The 11,791-nt window shown below is 63.6% G+C and carries 11 protein-coding genes; 8 read left to right on the top strand and 3 right to left on the bottom strand.

Translation table 11 applies throughout. The features are described from left to right. From AC1RRT_RS17920 to AC1RRT_RS17890, 7 genes are read left to right on the top strand one after another with little or no spacing between them, the layout of a single operon-like run. Positions 1-1,209, top strand: a complete 1,209-nt coding sequence (locus tag AC1RRT_RS17920) for a molybdopterin molybdotransferase MoeA (RefSeq protein WP_493015247.1) — start codon at positions 1-3, stop codon at positions 1,207-1,209. 3 nt (positions 1,210-1,212) lie between these two features. Next, positions 1,213-2,091 (top strand): MBL fold metallo-hydrolase, encoded by an 879-nt coding sequence (locus tag AC1RRT_RS17915; protein ID WP_493015246.1) that lies wholly within the window; start codon positions 1,213-1,215, stop codon positions 2,089-2,091. Further along, positions 2,091-2,549, top strand: coding sequence for a GNAT family N-acetyltransferase (locus AC1RRT_RS17910; RefSeq protein WP_493015245.1), 459 nt, complete (start codon positions 2,091-2,093; stop codon positions 2,547-2,549). Before AC1RRT_RS17915 ends, AC1RRT_RS17910 begins: the two co-directional genes overlap by 1 nt. A gap of 51 nt (positions 2,550-2,600) precedes the next feature. After that, complete coding sequence (locus AC1RRT_RS17905) at positions 2,601-4,304, top strand: RimK family ATP-grasp domain-containing protein (protein WP_493015244.1); 1,704 nt, start codon at positions 2,601-2,603, stop codon at positions 4,302-4,304. A gap of 48 nt (positions 4,305-4,352) precedes the next feature. After that, positions 4,353-5,579 carry an MFS transporter gene (locus AC1RRT_RS17900; RefSeq protein WP_493015243.1) on the top strand — a complete coding sequence of 409 codons (1,227 nt, stop codon included), beginning with the start codon at positions 4,353-4,355 and terminating at the stop codon, positions 5,577-5,579. Further along, a complete protein-coding gene (locus AC1RRT_RS17895; protein ID WP_493015242.1) occupies positions 5,576-7,096 on the top strand; it encodes a class I adenylate-forming enzyme family protein in 1,521 nt (506 codons plus the stop codon). The genes AC1RRT_RS17900 and AC1RRT_RS17895 overlap by 4 nt, the downstream gene beginning before the upstream one ends. A gap of 53 nt (positions 7,097-7,149) precedes the next feature. Next, a complete protein-coding gene (locus tag AC1RRT_RS17890) occupies positions 7,150-7,824 on the top strand; it encodes a hypothetical protein (protein ID WP_493015241.1) in 675 nt (224 codons plus the stop codon). Here AC1RRT_RS17890 and kefC read toward each other — a convergent pair. Genes kefC through AC1RRT_RS17875 form a run of 3 tightly spaced genes read right to left on the bottom strand, consistent with a single transcriptional unit; the run spans position 7,821 to position 11,028 of the window. Beyond that, complete coding sequence (gene kefC, locus AC1RRT_RS17885) at positions 7,821-9,632, bottom strand: glutathione-regulated potassium-efflux system protein KefC (protein ID WP_493015240.1); 1,812 nt, start codon at positions 9,630-9,632, stop codon at positions 7,821-7,823. The genes AC1RRT_RS17890 and kefC overlap by 4 nt on opposite strands. A 9-nt stretch (positions 9,633-9,641) precedes the next feature. Continuing rightward, a complete protein-coding gene (gene kefF, locus AC1RRT_RS17880) occupies positions 9,642-10,244 on the bottom strand; it encodes a glutathione-regulated potassium-efflux system oxidoreductase KefF (protein ID WP_493015239.1) in 603 nt (200 codons plus the stop codon). Positions 10,245-10,266: 22 nt separating this feature from the next. Next, a complete protein-coding gene (locus AC1RRT_RS17875; RefSeq protein ID WP_493015238.1) occupies positions 10,267-11,028 on the bottom strand; it encodes an SDR family oxidoreductase in 762 nt (253 codons plus the stop codon). Positions 11,029-11,155: 127 nt separating this feature from the next. Here AC1RRT_RS17875 and AC1RRT_RS17870 point away from each other — a divergent pair, with 127 nt between their 5' ends. Further along, complete coding sequence (locus tag AC1RRT_RS17870) at positions 11,156-11,791, top strand: DsbA family oxidoreductase (protein ID WP_493015237.1); 636 nt, start codon at positions 11,156-11,158, stop codon at positions 11,789-11,791.

Raw genomic sequence — 11,791 nt, 5'->3', positions numbered from 1 at the left:
ATGCTAGCGGTCACCGAAGCCCGCGCCCGTATCGTTGCCGCCCTGCCGGCCATGCCGGCGGAAACCATCGCCCTCACCGCCGCCGCCGGCCGTGTGCTGGCCGAGGACGTCGCCGCGCGCCGCACCCAGCCGCCTTTCGACGTCAGCGCCATGGATGGCTGGGCCTGCCGCCAGGCGGACCTCGGGACCATTCCCGCCATTCTGAAGCCGGTTGGCGCTGCGGCAGCCGGTGGCCGCCACGAGGGTAGCGTCGGTTCTGGCGAATGCGTACGCATCTTCACCGGCGCACCCATCCCCGATGGCGCAGACGCCATCGTGATCCAGGAAGATGCCGATCTGGGCAGCGACGGCCATCTGACCGTGCGCGAGGCGCCAAAGCCCGGTCAGTGGATCCGCAAGGCCGGGCTGGATTTCGCCGCAGGACAGGTCCTGCTCAAGGCCGGTACGCAGTTGAGCCCGGCCGATATCGGCGTCGCCGCCGCCATGAACGTGCCGTGGCTCGCCGTCCGCCGTAAACCACGCATCGCCGTGCTGGCGACCGGCGACGAACTGGCCCGTCCCGGTGAGCCGATCGGTCCGAACCAGATCGTCAGTTCGAACAACATCGCGCTCTGCGCCCTGATCGGGATGCATGGCGGCACCGCTATCGACCTCGGCATTGCCCGCGACACCGAAGCCGACCTGCGCGCCAAGGCGGCGGCGGCTGCCGGCTGCGATCTGCTGCTCACGCTCGGCGGCGCCAGTGTCGGCGAACACGACCTGATCCATAAAATCCTGGGCGGCGACGGCACCGGTATCGACTTCTGGAAGATCGCCATGCGGCCCGGCAAGCCCCTGATGTTCGGTCATGCGGACCTAGGCGAATTGGGCCGCGTGCCCTTGCTCGGCCTGCCGGGAAATCCGGTTTCCGCCATCGTCTGTGGTTACAATTTCCTCCTGCCGGCGCTGCGTGGCATGCTGAGTCTGGACTGGGAAATTCGTTTTGAAACAGCCGTTACCGGCACAGATTTAAACGAGAATGACAAGCGTGAGGATTACCTGCGCGCCACACTGGAACAGGAAGACGGCCGCCTCGTCGCCAGCAGCTTCAGCAGGCAGGACAGCTCGATGCTGCGCCTGCTGAGTCAGGCCGACTGCCTGATCGTGCGACCGCCGCTGGCCCCGGCCCTGAAGGCCGGTTCGCCCGTGCCGATCCTGCGCCTGCGCTGATCCATGCGCGTCACCCTGCTCGGCACCGGCTGTCCGCAGGTTTCGACCAGCCGCTATGGACCGGCCAACCTGCTGACCTGGGGTGAGCGCCGCTTCCTGATCGACTGCGGCTCTGGCGTCACCCAGCGTCTGATCGCCGCCGGTACCGCCGGCAAGCAGATTGACGCCGTGCTGCTCACCCATCTGCATTCCGATCATATCGTCGACCTGTTCCAGCTCATCATTTCCAGCTGGCACCAGGGCCGCGACCGGCCGCAGCGCATCTATGGTCCGGCCGGCACCCGGCAGTATCTGAACGGTTTGATGGCGCTGTGGAAGCCCGAGCTCGACCAGCGCATCGCCCATGAAAAGCGCCCCTCGACCACGGCCCTGAAACTCGACATCACCGAGATCGAAGCCGGTACCATCATCCGGGACGGCGACCTGACCGTGACGGCCGTGGCGGTCCGGCACCAGCCGGTGAAGGCGGCCTTCGGCTATGTCTTCTCTGATGGGAAGCACAAGGTGACCTTCAGCGGCGATACTGCCTTCTGTCCGGAGCTGATCGATGCCGCCCGCGATGCCGATGCCATCGTGCACGAATGTTTCATCCACCGGGAAATGCTGTTGCTGCCTGGCGTTCGCACACCGGAAACCGTCGCCAATGTCGCCAGCTACCACACACTCTCCACCGAGGTTGGCAAGGTGGCGGCGCAGGCCCGGGCCCGATGCCTGATCCTCAACCATTTCGTGCCGGTGGTGTTCGACCAGGCCGTCCTGCTTGCTGAAGTCCGTGCCGACTATGCTGGACCGGTTCTCATCGGTGAGGACCTCATGCAGTTCGAAGCCGCCACTCGCACCATCAGCCATGCCGGCGCCACCATCGGCCTGCCGACCGGCTGATGCTCGAAGGCAAGCCATCGGTCCGTGTGGCCAGCCCAGGCGATCTGGACGCGCTGGTTGAACTGGAAAACCGTTGCTTCACCGGTGATCGCATGTCACGCCGCAGCTATGCAGCCGCGCTTCACAATCCCCGCGCCCGCCTGCTGGTCATTGCCGATGGCGAAAAACTGCTGGCTGCCGCCAGTCTCTTCCGGCGAGCCGACAGCAAGGCCGGCCGCCTGTACTCCATCGCCGTCGACCCAGACACCCGTGGCCAAGGATTGGGCAGGATACTGCTGGCAGCGATCGAACACGCGGCTGTGAAGTGGAAATTGCAAAGCTTGCGTCTGGAAGTCAGCGTTCACAACAAAGCCGCAATCGCCCTCTACCGTGATAACCGCTATGGAATCATCGGGCGCATCGCGCAATACTACGAGAACGGTTCGGACGCCTTGCGGCTCGAAAAGTCGTTGCGCTGAGGATCGGGCAAAGTCCCCCGCCAAGCTTCACGGGAGCCGCGTCCCACCGTCATGCATATTATAATCGTCGAGCGTAAGACCCACTTCCGCTATCGCAATCCGGGCTGCTTGGTCCTGAACAACCGTGAATTCATCACGCGGCCAGACCTGGTGCAGGACAAACGCGCCAAGATCATCAACCTCAGCAAGGATTATTCCTACCTGGGATACGGTTATTACTGCTCGCTGCTGGCTGAAGCGCGCAGCCAGAAGGTCATTCCCTCGGTCAAGACCATCCTCGACCTGCGACAGCGCAGCCTGTACAGCCACGCCCTGCCGGAGCTGGACGAATTGCTGCGCCAGCAGGTGAAGAAACTGGTCATGTTGCCCTCCGCCCCCTTCACGGTGAATGTCTTCTTCGGGCGCAGCGACGACCTGCGTTTCCCCGATCTGGCGCGGCGGGTATTCGATGAATTCCGCTGCCCGCTGCTCAAGCTCAGCCTCTCACCTGAGGATGGCTGGCACATCGCATCGGTCCGCCCAATGGCGCTCAGCGACCTGAAGCCTGAACAGCAGGAATTCTTCGAGCTGGCGCTAGAATCTTACACCCGCTCCAGCTGGCGGACGCCCAAGGCCAAACCGGCGGCAAAATACAGCCTTGCCATCCTGCATAATCCGGCCGAAGCGCTTCCGCCGTCGGACCGCCGCACCTTGCAGAAATTCGTCCGCATCGGCGAACAGATGGGTGTGGAAGTCGAGCTGATCGAAAAGAAGGACTATTCCGAACTAGCAGAATATGACGCCCTCTTCATCCGTGAGACCACGGCACTGGATCATCATACCTATCGCTTCGCCAAGAAGGCCGAGAACGAAGGCATGGCCGTGATCGACGATCCGACCTCGATCCTGCGTTGCACCAACAAGGTCTATCTGGCCGAGCTGCTGAAGGCGAACAAGATTCCGACCCCGAAAACCGTGGTGCTGGACAATCGTGGCGTCGAGGCAGTGGAACAGGAAATCGCCTATCCGATCATCCTGAAGATTCCCGACGGCTCCTTCTCACGCGGCACCGTCAAGGCCGAGAACCGCCAGCAGCTGGTTGAGGCTGCCGGTCGCCTGATGCGGGAATCCGACGTCATCCTGGCGCAGGAATATCTCTACACCGATTTCGACTGGCGCATCGGCATCCTGCGTGGCCAGCCGATCTATGCCTGCCAGTATTTCATGTTGCGCGGCCACTGGCAGGTGGTGAAGCATGGCGACGGCGGTCGCTTCACCGAAGGTGGCTTCCGGACCCTGCGCGTCGAAGACGCCCCGTCCGAGGTTGTGGAGATCGCACTCAAGGCTGCCAGTCTGATCGGCAACGGCTTTTACGGCGTCGATCTGAAGCAGACCGAAAAAGGCGTGGTCGTCATCGAAATCAATGACAACCCCTCGATCAACCAGGGTGAGGAAGACGCTGTCCTGAAGGACGAGCTTTATCGTCGCATTATCCAGGATTTCATCCGTCGCCTGGAGGAGCGCCCTGGCGGCGAAATACCACTAGTGCCGCCGGTCATGCCTACCAGCTATACCTCGGTTTCCGGCCAACCGCCCTCGCCGGCCCAGATTGCGGCCCAGGTCGCCGCCCGGGTCTCCAGCGAAGTGGCGGCCCGTATCGCGGCCGAAGTCTCAAGCCAAGTGATCGCCGCAGTCCTCGACAGCCGGCCGCACCTGATGGCGGCCGAGGATGGGCCGGACGAACCCTCCCTGCCGCTACCCTACAGCCGGAAATGATCTAAACTCGGGGCAATCGCCGCCCGAGACTCGGATCAAGAGGCCCCAATGCCCGTCGCCTGGCGCATCCTGCTTTGCGCCTGCTTGAGTTACACCATCAGTCAGTTCTACCGTTCGGCCAATGCCGTCATCGGACCCGATCTGATGACCGAACTGCTGCTGACGCCGGAGGATCTGGGCATCCTGACCGGCGCTTTCTTCCTTACCTTCTCGATCAGCCAGCTCCCGGTCGGCATTGCGCTCGACCGCTGGGGTCCGCGCCGGACCATCATCGCCACGCTGTGTATCGCTTTCGTCGGCGCCATCGCCTTTGCTCATGGCCGCAACCTGACCGAACTCAGTCTGGCCCGCGTGGTGCTGGGCTTCGGCTGCGCCGCCCTCCTAACCGGACCGATGGTGCTGTTCTCGCGCTGGTTCCCGGCCGACCGCTTCGCCACCATGTCCGGCATCCTGATCGCTGTGGGCAATCTCGGCGTGGTTGCCTCAACAGCCCCGCTGGCCTGGTTCACGGCCGCCTTCGGCTGGCGCTCGGCCTTCTACCTCACGGCGGCGATCACTGTGGCGCTGATCCTGCTGTCGCTCTGGGCGATCAAGGATCATCCCGAACCTGAAAAGGTGAGGCCATCCGGCGAGACGCTGCGACAGGCGCTGCGGGGAGTCGGCGCGATCATTCGCCACCCGTCTTTCCCCTACCTCTTCGCCATCATCTTCTGCGCCTATGCCACCTTCATTACCATCCTCGGCCTGTGGAGTGGGCCCTATCTGCATGACGTGCATGGCATGGATGCCAAGGCGCGCGGCAATGTGCTGGTCTTTATGGCGCTCGGCGCCGCCGGCGGCTATTTCATCTGGGGTCCGCTGGATCGCGTGTTCAACACCCGGAAATGGCTACTGGCCGTCGGCCTCGGCGCACAGCTTGCCTGCCTCGCCGTCATCGTGGCCGTACCCAGCCTCAGTATCTTCACGATCACCGGGCTATTCACCTTCATGGGGGTGATGAACGGCTGCATCGTCATGATCTTCGCCCATGCCAGTTCGGTCTTCCCTGCGGCGCTGGCCGGCCGCGCCATCACCACGCTGAACATCGGCACCATGGGCGGTGGCGCATTCCAGCAGATCCTGACCGGCTTTCTGATGGGACGCCTGGCGCCCAAAGGTCAGGTCCCGACCGAAACCGACTACCGCATCATCTTCGGTGTGCAGGGCGCGATCCTGCTCACCGCCCTGCTCTTCTACCTGCGTACGCCCGATGCCAAGCCGGGGCAGACCGCATGACCAGAGAACCCGTCCCGGCAAGGTTCAATATCGCGCGCTACTGCCTGGCCGAGAATGCCCGGCTGCGCGGCGGCAAGACGGCAATGATCCTGGTTGGCGATGCAAGCGAAACCCGGCTGACCTTTGCTGAGGCCGATCTGGCCGTGCGTCGGCTGGCTGCCGGCCTGCAGTCGCTGGGCCTGCCGGCGGGCAGCCGCGTCATGATCCGCATGGCCAACGATGCCGATTATGCGCTGACCTATTTCGCCACCATGGCGGCCGGCTATGTCGCGCTACCCTCCAGTTCCCAGCTCACGGCGGCCGAGGCCGATTACCTGCTGGAGAATTCGGGTGCTGCCGTCGTCGCCGCCAGTGCCGATCTCGCCGGCGGCCTGACACTGCCGACGGGGGTCATCCTGCTCGATCCAGCGAAACTCGCTACGCTGAAAGCCTTCGCGCCGCTGGCCGACTATGCCGATACGGCGGCGGACGATCCGGCCTATCTGGTCTACACCTCGGGCACGACAGGGAAGCCCAAAGGCGTACTGCATGCCCATCGCGCCGCCTGGGGCCGCCGCCCGATGCATCAAGGCTGGCTCGGCCTGCGCGACAGCGACGTGATGCTGCATGCCGGCGCCTTCAACTGGACTTACACATTAGGCGTCGGCCTGGTCGATCCATGGGCCGTCGGCGCAACAACCGTGCTCTACAACGGCCCGCGCGACATCCAGGTCTGGCCTAAGCTGCTGGAGCGTCATCGCGCCACCATTTTCGCCGCCGTGCCCTCGCTCTATCGCCAGATCCTGAAATACTGCGACCTCGATGCGCATGACCTCACGGCGCTGCGACATGGCGCCACCGCCGGCGAGGCCTTGCCGCCGCCGCTGCTGGAGGAATGGCAGGCCCGTACCGGCAAGCCGCTTTATGAAGCGCTCGGGATGTCGGAGATCTCGACCTACATCTCCACCGGGCCCGGCATGACCATCAAGCCCGGCAGTCCGGGCAAGCCGCAGGCCGGCCGCCGGGTCGCCATCCTGTCGCCCGACAGCGATGATCCCGTGCTGCTACCGATGGGCGAAACCGGACTGCTGGCTGTACATCGCTCCGAGCCGTCGCTGATGCTGGGCTACTGGCATCGGCCGGAGGAAGAAGCGCTGGTCTATCGCGGCGACTGGTTCTGCGGCGGCGACCTCGCCAGCCTGGACGCCGACGGCTATCTCTGGCATCACGGTCGCAATGACGACGTGATGAATGCCATGGGCTATCGCGTCTCGCCGGTGGAAGTGGAAATGGCGCTGGCCGACCATCCAGCCGTGGCCGAAATCGCCGTCACCGAACTCAAGGTGCGGGCCGATGTCTCAGTGATCGCCGCCTTCATCGTGCCGCGTGAGGGCCAGACACCCGACCTGGCCGAGCTGAGCCGTTATGCCGAGGCCCGCCTGGCTGCCTATAAATGCCCGCGCGAATGGCGCGTCATCGCCAGCCTGCCTCGCACCGCCAATGGCAAGGTCCAGCGCAAGAGGCTGGCAGCCGGCTGAACTGGCACCCGGCTTGCAGTTACCCCATCAGAATTGAACCGATGGGGATCACCATGAGTATCGCAGCCACTGCCGCCAAGAGTCCGTTCGGCGACGCTATGACCGCCCACCAGACCGTCGCCAGCAACACGCCGGCCACGATGATCGCGGCCAAATTCTCCGATTTACTCAAGGAAAAGCAGGGAAAACCCCAGACGACCGCGACACCGAACGGCGTTGCCCCGTCTCCGGACCAGCTCGCCAAATCCCTCTTCGGCAGCGCCTGGGACGACAAGGCCAAGAGCGTGCGACTGGATAAACTTGCCGCCGCCATGCAGAAGCGCACGGCAGAATTTGCCGACCAGCTGCATCAGCGCCTGGCCGCGGCCGGCATCGATCCGAACATCCCGCTCGAGCTGAACGTCGGAGCTGGCGGCCGCATCCTGGTTGATGGCAATCACCCTAAGGCGGCCGAGATCAGCAAGATGTTCGAGGAGGCTCCGGCCTTTGCCCAGGCCTATCGCGACATCGCCGGGCAGAATGATCAGCTCGCCATGCAGCAGATCGGCGGCGCCTATATCAAAGAATGGGATGCCGGCAAGACTGACGGCGAACGCCAGGCCAGCTGGAACCGCTACAGCACCCTGATGGACAAGCTGTCCAGCATGTTCAGCGGCCGCATGACCTTCGGACCCAGCACGGTGGTGACGGAAAGTCAGCAGATGCTGCGCCGAATGGATATCGCTTAATCCTGATTCCAGCCGAGGCCGCGGGCAGCCTCCTGGGCCTTCTCGTCGGCTTCCAGATTCTGCTGCAGCCGGGCACGTGCCTGCCGCTGCAGCGAAATCCGCTTCTCCATATCGTCATCCCAATGGGCGTGCAACTGCAGCAGCAGCTGCTCATTATGGGTCTTGAAGGTAAGTGTCTTCTGCCGTGCCGCATAGGCCGACTGGCCGAGCGCCTTCAGCGTCTCTTCTCCGATATGCAGCGCAGAGCGGAAGGTCTCGCGTTCCACCACCGGCACCTCACGGGTCATCAGCTCCATGGCATGTGGCAGGTCACGGGCGCGCGCCACGATCTTCAGGTTCGGGAAATGCTGCTTGGCCAGATCGACCAACTGCAGCGACGCGTCCTGGCTGTCGACCGCCACCACCAGAACCTTGGCCTTGGCCGCACCGGCCGCCTCCAGCAGGTCAAGCCGCGTAGCGTCGCCATAGAAGACTTTGAAGTCGAAACGCCGCAACGTGTCGATGATTTCCGGATCATGATCCAGAACCGTGACGCCGATGCGGTTGGCATACAACAGGCGCACCACAATCTGTCCGAAACGACCGAAACCGGCAACGATCACCGGATTGCCTTCGTCTTCCGGCACATCATGCGGACGGTCGTCGAACGTCACGAAACGCGGTTCGATCATCCTGTCATTGAACACCACCAGCAGCGGCGCCGTGGCCATCGACAAGGCCACCACCACAGTCAGCAGTGCCACGGTCTCCGCATCCATGATCCCGAATCCTGAGGCTGCCCCGAACATGACAAAGGCGAATTCACCACCCTGCGCCAGCAGGAAGGTGAACAGTGCCGTCTGGCTCATGGGCAACCGGTTGATCCGGCCGATCACGAACAGCACCACGCCCTTCACCACCAGCAGCGCCAGCACCATGCCCAGCACGGTGCCGGGCCTCGACACCAACAGGCCGAAATCAACCGACATGCCAACGGCAGTGAAGAACAGGCCGAGCAGCAGCCCCTTGAATGGCTCGATATCGCTTTCCAACTCGTGGCGGTATTCCGATTCCGCCAGCAGCACACCGGCCAGGAAGGCGCCCAGCGCCATCGATAGACCGGCGACCTGCATCATCAATGCGATGCCGACGACGATCAGCAATGCCGTCGCCGTGAAAATCTCACGCAGACCCGTCTCGGCGATGATGCGGAACAGCGGCCGGGTCAGATAGCGGCCACCGAAAACAATGATCCCGATGGCGGCAACAGCCTTGAGCGCACCGACCCACCCCTCACTCTGGCCGCTCACGGCCGGCGCAACGGCCAGCAGCGGCAGCAGCGCAAGCATCGGGATCACGGCGATGTCCTGGAACAGCAGGATCGAAAAAGCCGAGCGTCCGCCCGGCGTGCCGAGCAGATTGCGCTCGGTCAGGGGTTGCAGCGCGATGGCGGTCGAGGACAGCGACAGGCCGAGGCCGGCGGCCAGCGCCACCTGCCAGGACCAGCCCAGCAGGACGAACAGTCCGCTCAAAGCCAGCGTGCTGCCGACCACCTGACCGCCGCCCAGGCCCAGAATGGGCCAGCGCATCTGCCAAAGCCGCCGCGGATTGAGTTCCAGCCCGATCACGAACAGCAGCAGCACCACGCCAAATTCGGAAAAGTGCAGGATTGCTTCCACATCGGTGATCAGTTTCAGGCCCCAGGGACCGACGATCATCCCGGCGATCAGATAACCCAGTACCGAGCCGAGCCCGAAGCGCTTGGCGATCGGCACGGTGACCACCGCCGCCGCCAGGTAGATCACCGCATTGAACAGCAAACCATCCATGTGCTGATCCTAGCGGTCGATGGCCGGCACGGCCGGCTGCAGGCAGGCCCCGGCGGCCTTGGGATGCGGATAGACATTCAGCCAGTCGCGATAGGCCACGGCATGAGCCTCGACCTCGATCTGCTTTTTCAGTCGCACGCCCTGCAACAGGAAAGGTTCGCGATAGGTCATACCGCAGAGCGTGGCCGAGCGTTCGAAGGGCCGCAGCAGTTCGGCCATGGTGACGCCGTTATAGCCGCCAGCCTGATAAGCTTCGTCCGGTCCGCCGGTGGATACCGCCTGCACCAGATCCTTGCCGCGCAACGCATCGCCTCCGGTGCCATAGGCCCAGCCATACTCAAGCACGGAGTCCATCCATTCCTTCAGCAGCGACGGACAGGAATACCAGTAGAACGGATGCTGCATCACAACCACGTCATGGTCGGTCAGCAGCGCCTGCTCCCGTTTCACGTCGATATGGAAATCAGGATAGATCTCGTAAAGGTCGTGGAGCGTGACATGTGTCAACTCCCGGGCGGCATCGGCCATGGCGCGGTTGGCGCGCGACAGATGCGGATACGGATGCGCAAACAGCACCAGGATTTTCGGCTTTTCCGTTTCCGGTATGCTCACGCGGCCCTCATGTCTTCTGCCGCTAGGTTACAGTCAGACCGTCATCAGCGGCAATGATCGCACCATTGATAAAGCGCGCCTCGTCGGAGGACAGTAGCATGATCAGGCCGTCCAGGTCCTTGACGTCGCCGACCCGGCGGCGCGGCAGCATCTCGATCAGCTTCTGGCCGCCTGGCGTCTGCCAGTGGTCGCGGTTGATCTCGGTCTCGATATAGCCGGGACAGATCGCATTCACGTTGATCCCGTAGCGGCCCCATTCCAGCGCCATCGCCTTGGTCATATGCACCACGGCCGCCTTCGACATGCAGTAGACTGAAAGCTGGCTCAGCACCTTCAGGCCGGCAACCGAAGCGATGTTGATGATCCGGCCGGCTTTCTTCTTGGCGATCATGTCTTTCGCCGCCGCCTGCGCCACGAAGAAGGCGCCCTTGGCGTTGGTGTTCATGGCGAAGTCGAAATCTTCGGGCGTGACATCGACGATCTTGCCCTGGCTGCTGACGCCGGAATTGTTGATCAGGATGTCGACGCCGCCGAACTTGGCGGCCACCTCGGCAAAGGCCGCCTGGATATTGGCATGGTCGTTCACATCCAGCTTCACGATGGCAGCCTTGCCCCCGGCCTTCTCCAGCCGCTCAGCCAGGGCCGCGAGCCTCTCGGTCCGGCGCGCCGCCAGCACAACCGTGGCCCCGGCAGCGCTCAGGAGCTCGGCAAACCGCTCGCCCAGCCCGCTGCTGGCCCCCGTCACAACCGCTACCTTGCCCGTCAGGCTGGTTCCCTGGCTCATCGAATCCTCCGGTCTTTTCCTAGGCTTGGATGCTGGGTTGTCCCCGCCATCCGGTCAAGCCCCCACCCGCCAGGGACTGGTCTGGCCCGCGGGCCTGCGCTACCGTTGGGCCATGCGCATCGAAATCGTGTCCGACGTCATCTGCCCCTGGTGCTTCATCGGCAAGCGCCGTCTCGAACAGGCCCTGGCCAAACGGCCGGACATGCAGTTCGAGATCGGCTGGCGGCCCTTCCAGCTCAACCCCGACATGCCGCGCGAGGGTGTCGACCGCAAGAGCTATCTGGAAAACAAGTTCGGCGGGCCGGCCCGCGCCAAGGAAATCTATGCCCGCGTCTCCGCCGAAGGTGCCAAGGAAGGCATCGCCTTCGATTTCGACGGCATCAAGCGCACACCCAATACGCTGGCCGCCCATAGCGTGCTGCGCTGGTCGCTGGCGTCGGGTGTGCAGAACGAATTGAAGGAACGCCTCTTCCGCCTGTATTTCCTTGAGGGCCGCAATATCGGTGACCATCAGGTGCTGGCCGATGCCGCTGCCGCCGAAGGCATGGATGGCGCGCTGGTCAAGCAGCTGCTGGATGAAGGCCGCGATGCTGATGTCATCCAGTCCGAGGACATGATGGCCCGCGAGCTCGGAATCACCGGCGTGCCCTTCTTCATCTTCGAGCGCAAATATGGCGTCTCGGGTGCACAGCCCGCCGACACCCTGCTGCAGGTGATTGACAAGGTCGCCGCAGAACCGGTCGATGAGGCCGCCGGGGACTGA

The sequence above is a fragment of the Ferrovibrio sp. GW821-FHT12B10 genome (genome assembly GCF_058807515.1).
Note: the sequence above shows the minus strand (reverse complement) of the source record. Positions and strands in the feature narration are given on the sequence as shown.

Excerpts from the sequence above, each read along its gene's own strand:
- AC1RRT_RS17920 (WP_493015247.1), top strand. The coding sequence starts at position 1 with ATGCTAGCGGTCACCGAAGCCCGCGCCCGTATCGTTGCCGCCCTGCCG.
- AC1RRT_RS17915 (WP_493015246.1), top strand. The coding sequence starts at position 1,213 with ATGCGCGTCACCCTGCTCGGCACCGGCTGTCCGCAGGTTTCGACCAGC.
- AC1RRT_RS17910 (WP_493015245.1), top strand. The coding sequence starts at position 2,091 with ATGCTCGAAGGCAAGCCATCGGTCCGTGTGGCCAGCCCAGGCGATCTG.
- AC1RRT_RS17905 (WP_493015244.1), top strand. The coding sequence starts at position 2,601 with ATGCATATTATAATCGTCGAGCGTAAGACCCACTTCCGCTATCGCAAT.
- AC1RRT_RS17900 (WP_493015243.1), top strand. The coding sequence starts at position 4,353 with ATGCCCGTCGCCTGGCGCATCCTGCTTTGCGCCTGCTTGAGTTACACC.
- AC1RRT_RS17895 (WP_493015242.1), top strand. The coding sequence starts at position 5,576 with ATGACCAGAGAACCCGTCCCGGCAAGGTTCAATATCGCGCGCTACTGC.
- AC1RRT_RS17890 (WP_493015241.1), top strand. The coding sequence starts at position 7,150 with ATGAGTATCGCAGCCACTGCCGCCAAGAGTCCGTTCGGCGACGCTATG.
- kefC (WP_493015240.1), bottom strand. The coding sequence starts at position 9,632 with ATGGATGGTTTGCTGTTCAATGCGGTGATCTACCTGGCGGCGGCGGTG.
- AC1RRT_RS17875 (WP_493015238.1), bottom strand. The coding sequence starts at position 11,028 with ATGAGCCAGGGAACCAGCCTGACGGGCAAGGTAGCGGTTGTGACGGGG.